The organism is Streptomyces sp. NPDC047974, from assembly GCF_040653375.1.
Taxonomy (GTDB): Bacteria; Actinomycetota; Actinomycetes; order Streptomycetales; family Streptomycetaceae; genus Streptomyces.
Genome location: NZ_JBEZNU010000003.1, coordinates 215,609 through 234,341, shown reverse-complemented (window position 1 = coordinate 234,341; position 18,733 = coordinate 215,609). Strand labels below are relative to the sequence as shown.

General features: G+C 72.9%; 15 protein-coding genes. 9 read left to right on the top strand and 6 right to left on the bottom strand.

Annotation, left to right across the window (positions count from 1 at the left end; genetic code table 11):
* Position 1 precedes the first annotated feature (1 nt).
* Complete coding sequence (gene hisD, locus AB0E19_RS06800; protein WP_362174400.1) at positions 2-1,363, bottom strand: histidinol dehydrogenase; 1,362 nt, start codon at positions 1,361-1,363, stop codon at positions 2-4.
* Positions 1,364-1,578: 215 nt separating this feature from the next.
* On the opposite strand from hisD, the gene AB0E19_RS06795 reads away from it, so the two are divergent.
* The 4 genes from AB0E19_RS06795 to ybaK all read left to right on the top strand — a co-directional run bounded on the left by AB0E19_RS06795 (position 1,579) and on the right by ybaK (position 5,663).
* Entirely contained in the window at positions 1,579-3,174 is a 1,596-nt protein-coding gene (locus AB0E19_RS06795) for an oxidoreductase (RefSeq protein WP_362174397.1), read from the top strand.
* A gap of 157 nt (positions 3,175-3,331) precedes the next feature.
* Positions 3,332-4,390 carry a hypothetical protein gene (locus tag AB0E19_RS06790; RefSeq protein WP_362174394.1) on the top strand — a complete coding sequence of 353 codons (1,059 nt, stop codon included), beginning with the start codon at positions 3,332-3,334 and terminating at the stop codon, positions 4,388-4,390.
* Between the two features lie 11 nt (positions 4,391-4,401).
* Complete coding sequence (locus AB0E19_RS06785; RefSeq protein WP_362174391.1) at positions 4,402-5,139, top strand: LON peptidase substrate-binding domain-containing protein; 738 nt, start codon at positions 4,402-4,404, stop codon at positions 5,137-5,139.
* 26 nt (positions 5,140-5,165) lie between these two features.
* Positions 5,166-5,663 carry a Cys-tRNA(Pro) deacylase gene (ybaK, locus tag AB0E19_RS06780; protein ID WP_362174388.1) on the top strand — a complete coding sequence of 166 codons (498 nt, stop codon included), beginning with the start codon at positions 5,166-5,168 and terminating at the stop codon, positions 5,661-5,663.
* A 7-nt stretch (positions 5,664-5,670) separates the two neighbouring features.
* Here ybaK and AB0E19_RS06775 read toward each other — a convergent pair whose 3' ends face one another.
* The 4 genes from AB0E19_RS06775 to AB0E19_RS06760 form a co-directional block, all read right to left on the bottom strand.
* Positions 5,671-6,282 carry a DUF2567 domain-containing protein gene (locus AB0E19_RS06775; RefSeq protein ID WP_362174385.1) on the bottom strand — a complete coding sequence of 204 codons (612 nt, stop codon included), beginning with the start codon at positions 6,280-6,282 and terminating at the stop codon, positions 5,671-5,673.
* Between the two features lie 34 nt (positions 6,283-6,316).
* Positions 6,317-7,105, bottom strand: coding sequence for an ABC transporter permease (locus AB0E19_RS06770; protein ID WP_362174899.1), 789 nt, complete (start codon positions 7,103-7,105; stop codon positions 6,317-6,319).
* A gap of 103 nt (positions 7,106-7,208) precedes the next feature.
* On the bottom strand, positions 7,209-8,192 hold the full coding sequence (locus AB0E19_RS06765; protein WP_362174382.1) for an ABC transporter ATP-binding protein: 984 nt from the start codon (positions 8,190-8,192) through the stop codon (positions 7,209-7,211).
* 11 nt (positions 8,193-8,203) lie between these two features.
* Positions 8,204-9,526: an NYN domain-containing protein gene (locus AB0E19_RS06760; RefSeq protein WP_362174379.1), complete on the bottom strand. Its 1,323-nt coding sequence runs from the start codon at positions 9,524-9,526 to the stop codon at positions 8,204-8,206.
* Positions 9,527-9,760: 234 nt separating this feature from the next.
* On the opposite strand from AB0E19_RS06760, the gene AB0E19_RS06755 reads away from it, so the two are divergent.
* Positions 9,761-9,934 (top strand): hypothetical protein, encoded by a 174-nt coding sequence (locus tag AB0E19_RS06755; protein ID WP_362174376.1) that lies wholly within the window; start codon positions 9,761-9,763, stop codon positions 9,932-9,934.
* 81 nt (positions 9,935-10,015) lie between these two features.
* Here the strand turns inward: AB0E19_RS06755 and dnaE are convergent, their stop codons facing one another.
* The gene (gene dnaE, locus AB0E19_RS06750) at positions 10,016-13,555 is read right to left on the bottom strand and encodes a DNA polymerase III subunit alpha (protein ID WP_362174373.1); all 3,540 of its coding nucleotides are present in this window, start codon (positions 13,553-13,555) and stop codon (positions 10,016-10,018) included.
* A 193-nt stretch (positions 13,556-13,748) separates the two neighbouring features.
* Here dnaE and AB0E19_RS06745 point away from each other — a divergent pair, with 193 nt between their 5' ends.
* The 4 genes from AB0E19_RS06745 to AB0E19_RS06730 all read left to right on the top strand — a co-directional run bounded on the left by AB0E19_RS06745 (position 13,749) and on the right by AB0E19_RS06730 (position 18,506).
* Positions 13,749-15,074 carry a DUF2252 domain-containing protein gene (locus tag AB0E19_RS06745; protein WP_362174369.1) on the top strand — a complete coding sequence of 442 codons (1,326 nt, stop codon included), beginning with the start codon at positions 13,749-13,751 and terminating at the stop codon, positions 15,072-15,074.
* Positions 15,075-15,155: 81 nt separating this feature from the next.
* Positions 15,156-15,839, top strand: coding sequence for a hypothetical protein (locus tag AB0E19_RS06740; RefSeq protein WP_362174366.1), 684 nt, complete (start codon positions 15,156-15,158; stop codon positions 15,837-15,839).
* A gap of 59 nt (positions 15,840-15,898) precedes the next feature.
* Complete coding sequence (locus AB0E19_RS06735) at positions 15,899-16,714, top strand: DsbA family protein (RefSeq protein ID WP_362174363.1); 816 nt, start codon at positions 15,899-15,901, stop codon at positions 16,712-16,714.
* A 142-nt stretch (positions 16,715-16,856) separates the two neighbouring features.
* Complete coding sequence (locus AB0E19_RS06730; protein WP_362174360.1) at positions 16,857-18,506, top strand: alkaline phosphatase D family protein; 1,650 nt, start codon at positions 16,857-16,859, stop codon at positions 18,504-18,506.
* Positions 18,507-18,733: the final 227 nt, after the last annotated feature.

Below are 18,733 nucleotides of genomic sequence, written 5' to 3'. Positions count from 1 at the left end.
TTCACTTGTTCTCGGGCACCTTCCAGCCGAACCTCGCCTTGATCGCCGCGCCGTGGGCCGGGAGGTCCTCGGCCTCGGCGAGGGTGACCACGTGGTGGGCCACGTCGGCGAGCGCGTCGCGCGTGTAGTCCACGATGTGCACCCCGCGCAGGAAGGACTGCACGGAGAGGCCCGAGGAGTGGCAGGCGCAGCCGCCGGTGGGCAGGACGTGGTTGGAGCCGGCGCAGTAGTCGCCGAGGGAGACCGGCGACCAGGGGCCGACGAAGATCGCGCCCGCGTTGCGGACCCGGTCGGCGAGGGCGGCGGCGTCGGCGGTCTGGATCTCCAGGTGCTCGGCGCCGTAGGCGTCGACGACCTTGAGGCCGTCCTCCAGGTCGGTGACGAGGACGATCGCGGACTGCCTGCCGGCCAGCGCCGGGACGATCCGGTCGTCGACGTGCTTGGAGGCGGCGACCTGGGTCTTCAGCTCCGCCTCGACGGCCTCGGCGAGCGCCTCGGAGTCGGTGACGAGGACGGAGGCGGCCATCGGGTCGTGCTCGGCCTGGCTGATCAGGTCGGCGGCGACGTGCGCCGGGTCGGCGGTGGCGTCCGCGAGGACCGCGATCTCCGTGGGGCCGGCCTCGGCGTCGATGCCGATGCGGCCCTTGAGGAGGCGCTTGGCGGCGGCGACGTAGATGTTGCCGGGGCCGGTGACCAGGTTGACGGGCTCGCAGCCGGGCTCGTCGGCGGTGGACGCGGTGCCGTACGCGAACATGGCCACGGCCTGGGCGCCGCCGGCCGCGTAGACCTCGTCGACGCCGAGGAGGGCGCAGGCGGCGAGGATCGTCGGGTGCGGCAGGCCGCCGCCCCACTCACTGTTGAAAGGGGCCTTCTGCGGCGGGGAGGCCACGGCCAGGCCCGCGACGCCGGCCTCCTGGGCCGGGACGACGTTCATCACGACGGAGGACGGGTAGACGGCCCGGCCGCCCGGCACGTACAGGCCGACGCGGTCGACGGGGATCCACTTCTCGGTGACCGTGCCGCCGGGCACGACCTGGGTGGTGTGGGTGGTGCGGCGCTGGTCGCGGTGGACCAGGCGGGCGCGCCGGATCGACTCCTCCAGGGCCGCGCGGACGGCCGGGTCGAGCTCGTCGAGGGCCCGGGCGAGCGCCTCGGCGGGCACCCGGAGGCCGGGGACCCGCACGCCGTCGAATTTCTCCCCGTACTCGATCACCGCCGCCGCGCCATGATGCCGTACGTCCTCGCAGATGGGCCGCACCGTCTCCAGGGCGGCTTCCACGTCGAACTCGGCACGGGGCAGCAGGTCGCGCAGGGCGGAACCCTCGGGGAGGGCCTCGCCGCGCAGATCGATTCGAGAGATCACGGGTCAATTCTCTCAGACGCCCCACGGCGCCGGACTCCCGTATCACTGGCTGATACACGGCTTGCCGCACGTCGATACGCGCCACTGTGGCGTCTCCTCGCCACTCCTGACCGTTAGCGTTCAGCCCGTCACAGTGCGGGAAGAACGACTGTACGAATCCACTGCTCCCGGTGAGCGGAGTGGTGGGAGCGCATCGGGGAAGCGAGGGGGCGGCAGTGACCGAGCCGCACGAGGACGGGATGCCGGAGGGTCTCACGGGTCCGGAGCGGGCCGTGTGGCAGGCGTTCCGGATCGGCAGGACCTGTGATCTGACGGAGGGGGTGCCGGAGCGGGACGACCCGTTCGGGGAGGCGGTGTGGGGGCCGGAGCGGAGCGTGCGCGCCGACGTGGTGGCGGCGCTGCTGCTCGGCGGTCCCGCCGCCCGGCAGGGCCGGGTGGCCGCGCTGAAGCTGCGCGGGGTGCGGATCACCGGCGTGCTCGATCTGGCGGGCGGTTCCATAGGCCCGTACGTGGAGCTGCACGGCTGCCGCTTCGACGACGAGGTGCTGCTGCCCGAGGCCCGGTTCGGCACGCTGCGGCTCGTCGGCTGCGCGCTCCTCCGCCTGGAGGCGGCCCGGCTGCACACGGAGGGCGACCTCCATCTGCCGCGCTGCCGGGTGCGGCGCGGCATCCGGCTGACGGACGCGCAGATCGGCACGGACCTGCTGCTCAACCAGATCCAGGTGTGGCCGGACGGCCGCGGCCGGGCGATCACGGCGGACGGCCTGTCGGTGGCGCAGGACCTCCAGGCCGAGCTGGTCGAGACGCACGGCGAGTTCAGCCTGCGCGGGGCGAAGGTCGGGGTCTCGCTCAGCCTGCGGGGCAGCGTGCTGCGCGGGGACCGGGGCAGACGCGCGCTGAACGCCCCGCAGCTGACGGTGGAGCGGACCCTGTATCTGAACGCCGCCTGGGTGTACGAGGGCGACGGCCCGTCCACGGCGACCCCGCCGTACGGCGTGGCGCCGCTCCAGGACGCCCGGCGCAAGCCCGCCGAGTTCCACGGCGGGGTACGGCTGGACGACGGGCGGTTCGGGGACGCGGTGGACCTCAACCACGCCCGCTTCCTGCTGAGCGGGGCCCGCCGGGAGGAGCTGTCGCTGCGCCGGATCGTCACCCCGGAGCTGCGGTTCAACGGCGAGCGGCCGGAGGAGGGCCGGGTGGTGCTGAACGGCGCGAAGGTGGTGACGCTGATCGACCTGTCGACCAGCTGGCCGGGCCCGGGCGGCCTCGCGATGAGCGGCTTCGTCTACGAGAACCTCGTGCCGTACGGCCACTTCCCCCTGGCCCGGCGGATCGCCTGGGTGGCGGCGGCGACCCCCGAGTACGCCCCGGAGCCGTACGAGCGCCTCGCGGCCGTGCTGCGGGCCAGCGGGGAGGACGCCGACGCCCGGGAGGTGCTGCTCGCCAAGCAGCGGCGCAGACGGGAGACGCTGCCGGTCGCCGGGAAGCTCTGGGGGTACGTCCAGGACTGGACGGTGGCGTACGGCTACCGGCCGGGCCGGGCCGCGCTGTGGATGGCGGTGCTGTGGGCGGCGGGCACGCTGGCCTTCTCCCGGTACGACCCGGTGCCGATCAAGCAGGGCGAGGGCCCGGCGTGGAACGGCACCCTGTACGCCCTGGACCTGCTGCTCCCGGTGATCACCCTCGGCCAGGACGGCTACTGGAAGCTGGAGGGCGGCTGGCAGTGGACGGCCGCCGCGCTCATCCTGCTCGGCTGGATCCTGGCCACCACGGTGGCGGCGGGCGCGACCCGGCTGCTCAGCAGGGGGTGAGCCCCGGGCGGGCGGTGTGGCGGGCGGCGTGAGGGGTGGCGTGGCGGGCGGCCCCGCGGCCCGCGTGACGGCCAGGGGGAGACCGGGTGTGATCCGGGTGAAGGCGGGGGCGGACGGCGGGCCCCCCGCCCCGCCCGGTGGGAAGATACGAGCCGACATGTCCTTTCTCCGCGCCCTGGTCGGCACCGCCCGCTCGGCCCGGCACGCCCCGCGTCTCGCCGCCGGGCTGACGCCGGACGACGACGTGTTGCTGGACGCCCCCGACGGGCGGCTCTCCCCCGCCCTGGTCGCCGCCGCGCTCGGCGACCCGGAGCCCGCGGCGAAGCTGCTCGCGACCACCCGGGACGCCGCGGAGTGGGAGGACCGGGACCGCTACGTGGCCCGGCTCGCCGCCTTCGCGTACCACCGGGGCGAGTGGCTGGACCGGTGGCGGGAGGCCGCGCCGCGGGACTCCGACGCGCTCCTCGTGGCCGCGCAGCTCGCGGTGCGCCGGGCCTGGGAGTCGCCGGCCCGGGCCGAGCGGCTGCGCGAGCTCGACCCCCTGCTGCGGCCGCTCACCGAGGAGGCCGGGCGCGATCCGGTGCCGTGGCGGCTCGCCCTCGACCACGCGCGCGGGGCGCACGCCGGGCACGCGGTCTTCGAGCGGCTGTGGGAGCAGGCGCTGCTCCGCTCCGCGCACCACTACGGCTGCCATGTCGCCGCCCTGAAGTACCTGTCGGCTCAGTGGTACGGCTCGCAGCGGGCTGCCTTCGACTTCGCGGAGCAGGCCGCCGACGACGCGGCGCCCGGATCGCTGGTGCGGGCGCTGCCCGTGCGCGCCGCCCACGAGGCGCTGCGGCCGCTGCCGGGCCCGGGCCGGGAGCGGCCGACGGGACCGGAGGGCGCCGGGGCGGCGGACGGCGCGCGGATCGACCGGGCCGCGGACCGGGGCCTGGCGCTGTCGGCGGCGTTCGCGCCGGGCGACCCGTGGCCCGCGGAGGTGCGGAACCTGCTGGCGTACGTGCTGGTGGAGCGGGAGCGGTGGGAGGAGGCGCTGGCGGAGTTCGGGCGCACGGGGCCGTACGCCACCTCCTTCCCGTGGGCGGTCGGCGGGCACGATCCGCTGCGGCGGTTCCTCGCCACCAGGGACCGGACGCGGGCGGAGCTGGCGCGCCGGACCCCGCTGTGGGGGCGGGCTCGCGCAATCCCCGGACGGAGCGGTCCGCGCGGCCATTAGGCTTGGCCGCTGTGACCTCCGCTCGCCTGCCCCTCTTCCCGCTCAACGCGGTGCTGTTCCCGGGCCTCGTGCTGCCTCTCAACGTCTTCGAGGAGCGATATCGCGCCATGATGCGCGCGCTCCTGGACATCGACGCCTCCGAGCCGCGCCGGTTCGCCGTGGTCGCGATCCGGGACGGGTCCGAGGTCGCGCCGACCGCGCCCGGGATGCCGGACCCGACGTCGCTGCCCGAGAAGGGCCCGGCGGCCGGTTTCGGCCCCGACCCGATCACGAGCTTCCACCCGGTGGGGTGCGTCGCGGACGCGGCGAGCATCCGGCAGCGCGGGGACGGCTCGTACGAGGTGATGGTCACCGGCACCACCCGGGTCCGGCTGCGCTCGGTGGACGCGAGCGGCCCCTTCCTGACGGCCGAGACCGAGGAACTGCCGGAGGACGCGGGCGAGGAGGCGGAGGCGCTGGCCGAGGGCGTGCTGCGGGCCTTCCGTTCGTACCAGAAGCGGCTGGCGGGGGCGCGGGAGCGGTCCCTGACGACCAGCGAGCTGCCCGACGACCCCTCGGTGGTGTCGTATCTGGTCGCGGCCGCGGCCATGGTGGACGTACCGACGAAGCAGCGGCTCCTGGAAGCGCCGGACACCACGGTCCGGCTGCGCGAGGAGCTGGCGCTGCTGCGGGCGGAGACGGCGGTGCTGCGGCACCTCCCGTCGCTGCCGGCGGTGGAGCTGACGCAGGCGCCGACCCACCCGAACTGACGGACCGAGGGAACCGAGGAAGCCCCGTGGCGAAGAAGAAGCAGAAGAACGCCGGAGGCACCCCGGCGACGGTGGCGCTGGCCGCGGCCGGGACGGCGTACACCCTGCACGCCTACGAGCACGACCCGGCGACCCCCTCGTACGGCGAGGAGGCGGCGGAGGCGCTCGGCGTCACGCCCGACCGGGTCTTCAAGACGCTGGTGGCGGACGTCGACGGGGAGCTGACGGTGGCGGTGGTGCCGGTCGCCGGCCAGCTGGACCTGAAGGCGCTCGCGACGGCGGTCGGCGGCAAGCGGGCGGCGATGGCCGACCCGGCGGCGGCCGAGCGGACGACCGGCTACGTCCGGGGCGGGATCTCCCCGCTGGGGCAGCGCAAGCGGCTGCGTACGGTGCTCGACGCCTCGGCGTCGGGGCACGCGACGATCTGCGTCTCGGCCGGCCGGCGGGGTCTGGAGGTCGAGCTCTCCCCCGCCGACCTGGCCGCGCTCACCTCCGCGGTGCTCGCCCCGATCGGCCGCGGCTGACGCCGGGTCAGTGCTTGTACGTGTCCCAGGGGCCCTGCTCCGGGTCGCGGGGGCCGAAGATCCCGGTCAGGAGCAGGTGGACGACCGTCGCGGCGAGCGGCCAGGCCAGCATCGCCGCGGCGCCCATCCGGAGCTTCAGCGGGGCGTCGAAGACGACGTTCGGGCCGACGGCCTTGGCGTGCGCGATCACGTCGGCGGTCGGCCCCAGCTTCGTCCCCAGCCACCAGGCGAGCAGCGAGCCGAGGACGCCGCCGACCGCCAGGCCGAGGACGAGCGGCACCCCGCCCTTGCGGCGGGCCAGGAAGACGGCGAGTCCGGCGACCGCGCCGAAGGCGAGCGCGAGGAGGACGAAGGTGCCGTCGGCGCCGATCGCGGCCTCCCCCTCGGAGTTCCGCAGATAGACGCCCTCGCCGTCGGAGATCAGCTGGACGGTGGGGGCCAGCCACACCCAGAGCGCGCCGAGCACCGCGCCGGCGACCGCGGAGGCGACCGTCACGACCAGTCCCTGGACGACCTCGGCCGCGGTGACGGGGTCACCGGCGGGCCCCTGGTGCGGCGGGGGCGGCGGCCACCCGGAATCGTGCGGCGGCGGCTGGGAGGGCGTCAGGGGTGCGGTCACCCCGCCATGGTGCCAGGTGTCCCCGCGGCCCGCCTCAGCGGACCGCGGCCCTGCGGTACGCCCAGGTCGCGAGGGCCAGCGACAACACCCCGACGACGCCGCAGACGGCGAGGTCGAGGGCGACGGCCGCCCAGTCGGGGCGCGGGTCGAAGGCGCGGGCCAGGGCCTCGACGCCGTACGTGGACGGCAGCAGGTCCCGCGCCCAGGCGATCGGCTCCGGCATCCGCTCGGCCGGCAGCACCCCGAGGAGGAGGGCGGCGGACATGCCGAGCTGACCGAGGAGGGTGGCCAGTTCCTGGCGGGGGGCGAGCAGGCCGAGGGCGGCGCCGAGCCCGGAGAGGGCGGCGCCGGAGAGCGGCACGACGGCGACGAGCAGCCACAGGTGGCCGAGCGGCAGGCCGAAGAGGACGGCGCCGGTGACGGCGGTGACGAGCGTGCCGGGGACGGTGAAGGAGGCGTACGCGCCGGCGGCGCCGAGGACCACGGCGGCGGGCGGCACGGGCAGGGTGGCGTAGTGGTCGAGGCCGCCGTCGGCGCGGAGCCGGCCGAAGTACTGGGCGAGCAGGTTGAGGGCGACGAAGGCGACGACGAGGACGGTGGAGCCGGCCACGACGGCGCGGGCCTCGGAGCCTCCGTCGACGACCCCCCGCATCATGATCATGATGCCGATGGACTGGAAGGTGGCGACGAAGAGCAGCGGGATGCGGGCCACCCGGGCGCGGCTGAGCTGCGCCCGGTAGACGGCGGCGAGGGAGGGCAGCAGCCGGGCGGACGGGGCGAGGGGCGCGGCCTCCTCGGCGCCCTGGACCCGGGCGGCCTTCACGCCGGCCGGCAGGGCCTCGGCGGGCAGGGTGCTCAACGCGGACAGCTCCTGGGGGTGACGTGCGGCAGGTGGGGGGTCACGCCGGGGGCGGCAGGGGTGGTGCTCATGCCTTCACCAGGCCTTCGCGGGCGGCGCCGCCGAGGGCGAGGTAGACGTCCTCCAGGCTGGGCGTGGCGAGGGTGAAGTCGTCGAGGGCCGCGAAGGCGGCGCCGCCGGTGACGGTGGCGACGGCGGCGCGGGCGGCGTCGGGGGCGAGGCGGAGGACCCAGCGGCGGCCGGACTCCTGGGCGAGCTCGCGCAGGGCGGCGACCTCGGGGAGGCCGAGCGGGGCGGACTCGCGCCACAGGAGCTCGACGCGGACCTCGTCGGCGACGCGTTCCTTCAGTCCCGCGGGGGTGTCGCAGGCGATCACCCGGCCGCGGTCGAGGACGGCGACCCGGTCGAGGACGGTCTCGGCCTCGATGACGTTGTGGGTGACGAGGAGGACGGTGGTGCCGTCCTCGGCGCGGCGGCGGTCGACGGCGGCCCAGACGGCGCGGCGGGCGACCGGGTCCATGCCGGTGGTGGGCTCGTCGAGGACGAGGACGGGCCGCGGGCCGACCAGGGCGGTGGCGAAGCAGGCGAGCCGGCGCTGGCCGCCGGAGAGCTTCTTCAGCGGCCGGTCGGCGAGTTCGCCGAGGCCCAGCTCGTCGAGGACGGCGTCCCGTGCGGCGCGGGCGTCGGCGGCGCTCAGGCCGCGGAGCCGGCCGGTGGTCTCGGCGGCGAGGGAGACGGTCAGCTCGTCGAGGGCGGTGGACTCCTGGCCGAGGTGGGCGAGGAGGCGGGCGGCGCGCTCGGGGTGGCGGACGAGGTCGTGGCCGAGGAGCGTGACGGAGCCGGAGTCGGGGCGCATCAGCCCGGTCAGCTGCCGGACCAGGGTGGACTTGCCCGCCCCGTTGGGCCCGAGCAGCCCGAAGATCTCGCCGCCGCGCACGTCCAGGCTGATCCCGTCGGTGGCGCGCACCTCGGGAGTCGCGGGCGCGCCGCGCCTGCCGCGCGTGGCGGGGTACGTCTTGACCAGATCCCGCACCACGCACACCGTACTCACGGGGGGAGAGCCTACGGGGTCGCCGGTCCCGGGGCGGGCGCGGGGGCGGTTTCGGCGGCGGCGTGGACGTCGATCTCGCGCCAGAAGCCGGCCCGGATGGCGTAGCGGTCGTGCTCGTCGATCTGGTCGTCCTTGTGCGCGAGGAGGCCGAACCGGGCGGCATAGCGGAGGAGTTCGCCGTCGATGCGGTGCGGGATGCGGGGGTAGAGGACGGAGAGCCGCTGGACGTGGGACTGCTCGGGCAGCCGCTCCAGCCACCGGCGGGCGAACACCTGTCCGACTTCGAAGGGGTCGCCGCCGACGGTGGTGATGTCCTCCTCGCGGTCGGCCCAGCGCTGCTCGGCGCTGGTGAGGTGGGCCAGGGTGGGCAGCGAGGCGGTCTCGGGGGGCTCGCCGAGGGCGGTCGGGGGCCGCTCGACCCAGCCCCGGTCGGAGGACCAGCGCAGGGCGCTCGCCGGCTGGGGCGCGGCGGCGTGCGGGGCCGCGACGGGGCGCAGCCCGGCGAGGTCCTTGGGGGTGGGGACGGACTTCCCGGCGGCGGGCGGCGGGACGGTGGCGGGCCGGTGGCCGTGGCCGTGGTCGTGCCCGCGCTCGTGCTCGTGACCGTCGGCGGCGGGTGCCCCGTCGGGGGCCGGGCCGCCGTTCCTGACGGCTGCGGCGGCCGCCGCCTCGGCGGCGCGTTCGGCGGAGGCGAGGGCGGCCTCGGGGAGCGGCGCGGAGAGGATGGCGGCGATCTCGGGGCGGGGCACCGGCGGCGGGGCGCAGAGGCCGGCGAGGTCCTTCGCGCGGACGGCCCGGGTGATCCAGCTCCGGTCGAGGACGCGGCGCTCGTCGGCCTCGGCGACCAGGTCCTCGGACTGGTTGTAGTCGCCGTCGGCGGCCTGGACGGCCCAGAGGTGGACGGCGACGCCGTGCTCCTTGGCGGACATGAGGCCGGGCAGCAGGTCGCCGTCGCCGGTGACGAGGACGATGTCGGTGCAGGCGCGGTTGCGGGCCAGCTCGGTGAGCTCGGTGTGCATGGCCGCGTCGACGCCCTTCTGCGCCCAGCGGCCGTCGCTGCGGGTCAGGGCGCCGAGCCGGACGGTGACCCGGGGCATCACGCGCAGCCTGCGGTGCTCGGGCTGGGGCACCCGGTCGGGGGCGCCGTCGAACCAGTAGATCCGCAGCAGCGGGAGGCCGGTCTCGTTCTCGGCGCGCTCCCTGAGCTGCTGGATGAGGCCCGCGTGGTCGACGGTGATGCGGGAGCGGGCCGGTTCTCCGGCGAGCAGGCTGGCGGCGGCCCCCAGCAGATAGCCGGCGTCCACCAGGACGACGCATCGGTCCACGTGCTCCACCTTCTTTCGGATCTCGGCCCTGTCGGGATCTCAGGTGTTCCGGGTTCCTTCGAGTCTGCCCGACGGCCCGGGGGTTGACGGCCGGAACTGGATCATCGGCGTGGCGGAGCGGGAACCCGCTCCCGCGAGGAGCGTCCTCACGCACCGTAATGATCCAACATGCGGCGGTTTCTCCCGTATGTGAGTCTGACAGCGGCCCTGGCCCCTAGATCCCTTCGAGGAGGCATCATCCCCATGGCCAAGAACCGCAACCAGAACCGTCAGAAGCAGCATCAGTCGCCGGCCGAGCGCGGTGCCCAGCAGGCACAGCAGTCGTCGATGGAGTCCCAGGCCGAGAGCCGCGCCTCCCAGGTCACCCCCGGTGACATGGCGCGGAAGGGCCGTCAGAAGCGCTTCGGGCACAACTGACGCCCGGCCCGCGCCGGGAGAATCGGCAAAGGGGCGCGCCCGTGACGACGGGCGCGCCCCTTGCGCGTGTGCGGGACCGGGTCAGCCGGCCAGGCAGGACGGGCCGAGCAGCACCTTCAGGTCGCCGAAGAGGGCGGGGTCGGCCGTCACCCGGTGCCGGTCGAGGCGGAGCACGGTGGTGGAGCGGGGGCCCTGGAGCTTGATCCGCACCTCGGTGTTGCCCTTGTGGTGGCGGAGGATCTCGTCCAGTCGGCTCACCATCGGAGGGGTGACCTTGAGGGCCGGGATGGTGAGGATCACGGGGGCGTTGGTCCCGGCGTTGGAGAGGTCGGGGACCATCAGCTCCATGGCGACGAGGCGGGGGACGTCCTCCCGCTTGTCGAGCCGGCCCTTGACGAAGACGACGGCGTCCTCGACCAGCTGGGTGGAGACCAGCTGGTAGGTGGCGGGGAAGAACATGCACTCGATGGAGCCGGCGAGGTCCTCGACGGTGGCGATCGCCCAGGCGTTGCCCTGCTTGGTCATCTTCCGCTGGAGGCCGGAGATGATGCCGCCGATGGTGACGACCGCGCCGTCGGCGTGCTCGCCGCCGGTGAGCTGGGAGATGCCGGCGTCGGTCTTGTCGGAGAGGACGTGCTCCAGGCCGAAGAGCGGGTGGTCGGAGACGTACAGACCGAGCATCTCGCGCTCCTGCGCGAGCAGGTAGGTCTTGTCCCACTCGTCGTCGGTGAAGGTGACGTCGAGCCCGAAGCCGGGCTCGCTGCTCTCCTCCTCGCCCATGCCGCCGAAGAGGTCGAACTGTCCCTCGGCCTCCTTGCGCTTGACCGCGACCACGTTGTCGATCATGGGCTCGTGCTGGGCGACGAGGCCCTTGCGGGTGTGGCCCATGGTGTCGAAGGCGCCGGCCTTGATCAGCGACTCGATGGTGCGCTTGTTGCAGACCACGGCCTCGACCTTGTCGAGGAAGTCGGGGAAGGAGGAGTACTTCCCCTTGGCCTTGCGGCTCTTGATGATCGACTCGACGACGTTGGCGCCGACGTTCCGCACGGCGGTGAGGCCGAAGAGGATGACGTCGTCGCCCTGGGCGGCGAAGTTCGACTCCGACTCGTTCACGTTCGGCGGGAGGACCTTGATGCCCATGCGGCGGCACTCGTTGAGGTAGACCGCGGACTTGTCCTTGTCGTCCTTGACCGAGGTCAGCAGGCCCGCCATGTACTCGGCGGGGTAGTTCGCCTTGAGGTAGGCGGTCCAGTAGGAGACCAGGCCGTACGCGGCGGAGTGCGCCTTGTTGAAGGCGTAGCCGGCGAAGGGGACCAGGACGTCCCAGAGGGCCTGGATGGCCTCGTCGCTGTAGCCGTTCTTCTGGGCGCCGGCCTGGAAGATGGTGAAGTTCTTCGCCAGCTCGTCGGGCTTCTTCTTGCCCATGACGCGGCGGAGGATGTCGGCCTCGCCGAGCGAGTAGCCGGCGATGATCTGGGCGGCCTTCTGGACCTGCTCCTGGTAGACGATGAGGCCGTAGGTGACCGCGAGCACCTCTTCGAGCGGCTTCTCCAGCTCGGGGTGGATCGGGGTGATCTCCTGCTGGCCGTTCTTGCGCAGGGCGTAGTTCGTGTGCGAGTTCATGCCCATCGGGCCCGGGCGGTAGAGCGCGGACACGGCGGAGATGTCTTCGAAGTTGTCGGGCTTCATCAGCCGCAGCAGGGACCGCATGGGGCCGCCGTCGAACTGGAAGACGCCGAGGGTGTCACCGCGCTGGAGCAGCTCGAAGGTCTTGGGGTCGTCGAGCGGCAGGGCCAGGAGGTCGAGGTCGATCCCCTTGTTGGCCTTCACCATCTTGACGGCGTCGTCCATGATCGTGAGGTTGCGCAGGCCGAGGAAGTCCATCTTCAGCAGGCCGAGCGACTCGCACTGCGGGTAGTCCCACTGCGTGATGGTGACGCCGTCGGTGTGCCGCACCCAGATGGGGGCGTGGTCGACGATCGGCTCGCTGGACATGATCACGCCGGCGGCGTGCACGCCCATCTGGCGGACCAGGCCCTCGACGCCCTTGGCGGTGTCGATGACCTTCTTCACGTCGGGCTCGTTCTCGTACATCGCCCGGATCTCGCCCGCCTCGCTGTAGCGCGGGTGGGTCGGGTTGGTGATGCCGTCGAGGTCGATACCCTTGCCGAGGACGTCGGCGGGCATGGCCTTGGTGAGGCGGTCGCCCATGGCGTAGGGGTAGCCGAGGACGCGGGCGGAGTCCTTGATCGCGTTCTTGGCCTTGATCTTGCCGTAGGTGCCGATCATGGCGACCTTGTCGGCGCCGTACTTCTCGGTCACGTACCGGATCACCTCGACGCGCCGGCGCTCGTCGAAGTCGATGTCGACATCGGGCATCGAGATGCGCTCGGGGTTGAGGAAGCGCTCGAAGATCAGGCCGTGCGGGATCGGGTCGAGGTCGGTGATGCCCATGGCGTACGCGACGATCGAGCCGGCCGCGGAGCCTCGGCCGGGGCCCACGGCGATGCCCTGGCTCTTCGCCCACATGATGAAGTCGGCGACGACGAGGAAGTAGCCCGGGAAGCCCATCGAGATGATGGTGTCCATCTCGTACTCGACCTGCTTCATGCGGTCCTCGGGGATGCCCCCGGGGAAGCGCCGCTCCATGCCCCTCATGGTCTCGGCGCGGAACCAGGTGACCTCGGTGTAGCCCTCCGGGATGTCGAACTTCGGCATGAGGTTCTTGGCCTCGAACATGCCGGTGGTGTCGATCTGCTCGGCCACCAGGAGGGTGTTGGCGCACCCCTCCTGCCAGGCGTCCGAGGAGTCGACGGCGTACATCTCGTCCGTGGACTTCAGGTAGTAGCCCGTGCCGTCGAACTTGAAGCGGTCCGGGTCGGAGAGGTTCTTGCCGGTCTGGATGCACAGCAGGGCGTCGTGGGCGGTCGCCTCGTGCGCGTAGGTGTAGTGCGAGTCGTTGGTGACCAGCGGCGGGATGCCGAGCTTCTTGCCGATCTCCAGGAGGCCGTCGCGGACCCGGCGCTCGATCTCGATGCCGTGGTCCATCAGCTCCAGGAAGTAGCGGTCCTTGCCGAAGATGTCCTGGTACTCGGAGGCCGACTTCAGGGCCTCGTCGAACTGGCCGAGGCGCAGCCGGGTCTGGAGCTCGCCGGAGGGGCAGCCGGTGGAGGCGATCAGCCCCTCGGACCACTGGGAGATGGTCTCCTTGTCCATCCGGGGCCACTTCTGGAGCCAGCCCTCGGCGTAGGCGTCGGAGGAGAGCTTGAAGAGGTTGTGCAGTCCGGTGGAGTTCGCCGCCCAGATCGTCTTGTGGGTGTAACCGCCGGAGCCGGAGACGTCGTCCCGCTTCTGGTGCGGCTGGCCCCACTGGATCTTCCGCTTGTTGCGCCGGGACTCGGGGGCGACGTACGCCTCGATGCCGATGATCGGCGTCACGCCGGCCTTCTTGGCGGTGTGGAAGAAGTCGTACGCGCCGTGGAGGTTGCCGTGGTCGGACATGGCGATGTGGGTCATGCCCATCTCGTTGCACGCGTTGAACATGTCCTTCAGCCGCGCGGCACCGTCCAGCAGGGAGTACTGGGTGTGGACGTGGAGGTGCGTGAAGGGCGGCTTGGTCACGGGGGAGGCCTCCGGGCGTGCTGTGATCATCTGGGGGGCGACCCCCAGATCCCCGGCTCTGGGGGGACAGCGTCGAAGTCTACGTCGGACGAGTGACAGGAGACGGGCACGCACGGCTAGGGTCGCGCGTTGTGAGTCAGTGAACACCTGTCCCATTTGTCGGGACTCCGTCATGCACCAGGAGGCACCCTCGATGCCGGTCCACCAGCCCGCCGCCGCCGAGCGCGGTGAGCAGATCCTCGCCGTCTTCGACACCGCCTTCGGAGAGCTGCTCGCCGCCGACCCGGCGGCCTTCCGGGTCAAGTTCCGGAAGATGGCCGGATCCGCCTTCGCCTTCTACCGGGGCACCGCCTGCCTCTTCTACAAGGACCTGGAGGGGGAGGCCGACGGCGGCCCGTTCCTGGACGAGCGGACCGGCCGGGTGTGGATCCACGGCGACCTCCACGCGGAGAACTTCGGCACCTACATGGACGCCAACGGGCGGCTGATCTTCAACGTCAACGACTTCGACGAGGCGTACGTCGGCCCCTTCACCTGGGACCTCAAGCGGCTCGCCGCCTCGCTCGCCCTGATCGGCTACACCAAGGCGCTCAGCGACGGGCAGATCACCCGCCTGGTCCGGATCTACGCGGCGGCCTACCGGGAGCGGATCCACGCCCTGGCCTCCGGCGCCGGCGGCGACGGCGGCACGCCCTTCACCCTGGAGACCGCCGACGGGGCGCTGCTCGGCGCGCTGCGCGAGGCGCGGGCGATGACCCGCTTCGGGCTGCTCGACTCGATGACCGAGATACGGGAGTACGAGCGCCGCTTCGCCACCGGCGGCGGGTCGATCGAGCTGGACGCGGCGACCCGCTACAAGGTGCTCGCGGCCTTCGACGGCTATCTGGGGACCCTGCCGGAGTCGAGCCTGGTCCGCCCGGACTCGTACCGGGTGAAGGACGTGGTCGGGCGGCGCGGGATCGGCATCGGCTCGGCCGGCCTCCCCTCGTACAACGTCCTCCTGGAGGGGCACAGCGACGCCCTGGAGAACGACGTGGTGATCTACCTCAAGCAGGCGCAGACCCCGGCGGTCTCGCGGCACGTCACGGATCCGGCGGTGCGGGGCTACTTCCGGCACGAGGGGCACCGCACGGTGATCTCCCAGCGGGCGCTCCAGGCGCACGCGGACCCGTGGCTGGGGTGGACGGAGCTGGACGGCGCCGGCCAGCTGGTCGCCGAGGTGTCGCCGTACGCGGTCGACCTGGACTGGTCGGACATCGACGACCCCGAGGACATCGCGGCGACCGTGGCCGACCTGGGCCGGGCGACCGCGACGATGCACGCGGCGGCGGACGAGTCCAGCGGCCACTCGCTGGTGCCGTTCTCCACGGAGCGGGCCATCGACGGCGCGATCGCGGCCGACGAGGAGGGCTTCGTCGAGCTCCTGGTGGACTTCGCCCACGCGTACGGCGCACGCGCGCGTGCCGACCACCAGATCTTCGTGGACCTCTTCCGCAACGGCCGGATACCGGGCCTGTAAGAAGTCACACAGCGCTTCGAGCGGGCGCACAGCTCTTTCTTAGGGACCCCTTATGACCCGCCATGGCACACTCGTTCAACAATGGACATGGCAGGGACGCGGCTGAGGGCGCTGCGGGCGGCGGTCTTCACGGCACTGGTCGTGACGCTGTCCGTGGCTTCCCATGTGCTGCTCTCCGGGGTGCCGCTGCCGCTGGGCACGGTCGCCCCGGTCGCCGCCGGCGTCTTCGCCGTGGCGTACGCGCTGGCCGGCCGGGAGCGCGGCTTCGTCCCGATCGCGGGGCTGCTCGTCCCGCTGGAGCTGGCCGCGGACACCCTCTTCACCTCCGGCCAGGCCGTCTGTTACGGCCCCGCCGGCGGGCCGGTCGCCGGCGCGCTGCGGTCCTTCGGGGTGGAGGTGCTGTGCGGCGGGGCCGTCGGCACCCCGCTGCCCGGGGTCGTGGCGCCCGAGGGCGGCGCCGCCGCGGTGCTCGCCTCCCCCGACCCGGCGCTGCCGTGGCTGCTGCTCGGCGCCCATGTGCTGGTCGGCCTCTCGGCGGCAGGCTGGCTGCGCGGCGGGGAGCGGGCGCTCGGGCGCCTGCTCGGCGCGGCGGCGGCCTCGGCCTTCCGGCCGCTGGAGCTGCTCGCGGCCCTGGTGGGCGCGGACCGTCCGGCGGCGCCGGGCCCGGCGCGCCCCGAGCCCCGGCCGCGCCCGTCCCGTACGCGTCTCCTGGTGCACTCCGTGGGGCGGCGGGGACCGCCGCGGGCGGCGCTCGCTCTCGTCTGAGCGGCACGCTCCCCGACCATCCCCCCCCTCTTTCTTCACCTCTCCGGAGATCCACGATCATGAGTGCACGCAACAACCAGGCCAACAAGGCTGCCGCCCGCGAGCGTCTGCGCGCCGAGCGCGAGGCCCAGGCCAAGAAGGACCGGGCCCGCCGGCAGCTGGTCGTCGGCGTCTCGGCGGTGGCCGTGCTCGCCGCCGCCGGCGGCATCGGCTACGCCGTCGTCCAGGCCAACAAGCCCTCCGCGTGGGAGGCCGCCGCCGACGCGAAGTCGGTCACGGCCCCGAAGAACACCGAGGGCGAGAACGGCACGACCGTCGTCGTCGGCAAGGCCTCCGCGAAGAAGACCCTGGAGCTGTACGAGGACTCGCGCTGCCCGGTCTGCGCGACCTTCGAGCAGTCGGTCGGCTCCACCGTCGAGAAGGACGTCGAGGCCGGCAAGTACAAGGTCAAGTACGTCGGCGCCACCTTCATCGACAACATGGACCAGGGCGAGGGCTCGAAGAACGCCCTGTCGGCGCTCGGCGCGGCGCTCGACGTGAGCCCGGAGGCCTTCCTCGACTACAAGGCGGCGCTCTACTCCGCGAAGTGGCACCCGGAGGAGAGCGAGGACAAGTTCGCGAAGGACTCCTACCTCCTGGAGGTCGCGGACACGGTCCCGGCCCTGAAGGCCAACGCCGCCTTCGAGAAGAACGTCGAGGAGGGCACCTTCGACGCCTGGGCGATGAAGATGTCGAAGACCTTCGACGACAGCGGGGTGACCGGCACCCCGACGCTGAAGATGGACGGCAAGACCCTCACGGCGGCGGGCTCCCAGAACCCGCCGCTGACCGTCGAGGAGTTCAACGCCGCCCTCACTCCGGTCCTCGGCGGCTGAGGCCTCTCCTTCGCCTCCCGGCCCGCGCGGGCCGGGAGGCGAAGGGCCTGGCGGAAAATCGTCGTGATCGGCGGGCGAAACTCCGGAAAACTTTCCGCTTCCGCCTGTCAACCTTTCGTACCCGTCAGTAATCTGACTGGCCGTGACCAGTCACTCCATATCTCCTGCCCCCACGCGGCGCACGGTCGTCAAGGCCGCCGCCGTCACCGCCGTCACCGCGCCCGTGCTCCTCGGCGCGGCCTCGCCGGCCCTCGCGGACGCCACGGCGCCCGCCTTCCTGCACGGCGTCGCCTCGGGCGACCCGCTGCCCGACGGCGTCCTGCTGTGGACGCGCGTCACCCCCTCCCCCGACGCCGTGCCCGGCTCCGGACTCGGCGCGGACGTCCGCGTCGACTGGGAGGTGGCCGAGGACCGCTCCTTCGCCCGGGTCGTCGCCTCCGGCGCGGCCACCGCGTCCGCCGGCGCCGACCACACCGTCAAGGCGGACGTCCGCGGACTGCGCCCGGCCACCGCCTACTTCTTCCGCTTCACCGCCGGCGGCACCGTCTCGGCCACGGGCCGGACCCGCACCGCCCCGGCCGCCGACTCCGCCGCCCCGGGCGTCCGCTTCGGCGTGGTGTCCTGCGCCAACTACGAGGCCGGCCACTTCTCCGCGTACCGCCACCTCGCCGCCCGGGGCGACCTGGACGCGATCCTGCACCTCGGCGACTACATCTACGAGTACGCGAGCGGGGTCTACCCGGAGGCGAAGGACACCGTCCGGACCCACGAGCCGCGCCACGAGATCGTCTCGCTGGCCGATTACCGCACCCGGCACGGCCGGTACAAGACGGACCCGGACCTCCAGGCGCTGCACGCCGCCCACCCGGTGGTGGCGATCTGGGACGACCACGAGTTCGCCAACGACGCCTGGACCGGCGGGGCCGAGAACCACACCCCCGGCGCCGAGGGCGACTGGGCCGCCCGGGTCGCCGCCGCCAAGCGGGCCTACTTCGAGTGGATGCCGGTCCGCACCTCCACGGAGGGCACGGTCTTCCGCCGCCTCCGCTTCGGCAAGCTGGCCGATCTGCACCTGCTCGACCTGCGTTCCTTCCGCTCCGCCCAGGCGAAGACGGGCTCCGGCTCGGTCGACGACCCGGAGCGCACGATCACCGGCCGCGCGCAGCTCGACTGGCTGAAGTCCGGTCTGGCCGGTTCGGACGCCGCCTGGCAGCTGGTCGGCACCTCGGTGATGATCTCGCCGGTCGCCTTCGGCTCGCTGCCCGCGTACCTCCTGGAGCCGCTCGCCGAGCTGATGGGGCTGCCGGTCGAGGGGATCGCGGTCAACGTCGACCAGTGGGACGGCTACACCGACGACCGCAAGGAGCTGCTCGCGCACCTGAGTTCGCGGGCGATCCGGAACACGGTCTTCCTCACCGGCGACATCCACATGGCGTGGGCGAACGACGTTCCGGCCAAGGCGGCCACGTACCCGGTCTCGGCCTCCGTGGCGACCGAGTTCGTGGTCACCTCGGTGACCTCGGACAACCTGGACGACCTGCTGAACGTGGCCCCGGGCACCCTCTCGGTGGTGGCGGCGGGCGCGGTGAAGGCGGCCAACCGTCACGTGAAGTGGGTGGACATGGACCACCACGGGTACGGCGTCCTGGACGTGACCGCGGCCCGCTCGCAGATGGACTACTACACGGTCTCCGACAAGCGCGATCCGGGCGCGACGGCCTCCTGGGCGCGCTCCTACCGGACGCTCAGCGGAACGCAGCGCGTCGAGCGGGTGTACCAGCCGGTCATCTGACCGACGATTTTCAGCCATGATCTTCTTTGTTAACGGCAGATCACATGGCTACGGCGGGTGGTGGATCCAGACACGCGAATCCGGACACACCACCCGCCACCGGCACAGCTTTCATTACGTCGACGTCTCAAACTCCGGAAGTCACCCAAAAATTTCTTCCCGATGCCCCTAATTGTCCTCCGATTGATTGGGCCTGATCACCGCTCAACGGTGTCTGACATGAACGC

Coding starts and splice junctions, on each gene's coding strand:
- AB0E19_RS06790 (WP_362174394.1), top strand. CDS start 3,332: ATGTCCTTTCTCCGCGCCCTGGTCGGCACCGCCCGCTCGGCCCGGCAC.
- AB0E19_RS06745 (WP_362174369.1), top strand. CDS start 13,749: ATGCCGGTCCACCAGCCCGCCGCCGCCGAGCGCGGTGAGCAGATCCTC.
- AB0E19_RS06755 (WP_362174376.1), top strand. CDS start 9,761: ATGGCCAAGAACCGCAACCAGAACCGTCAGAAGCAGCATCAGTCGCCG.
- AB0E19_RS06740 (WP_362174366.1), top strand. CDS start 15,156: ATGGACATGGCAGGGACGCGGCTGAGGGCGCTGCGGGCGGCGGTCTTC.
- AB0E19_RS06735 (WP_362174363.1), top strand. CDS start 15,899: ATGAGTGCACGCAACAACCAGGCCAACAAGGCTGCCGCCCGCGAGCGT.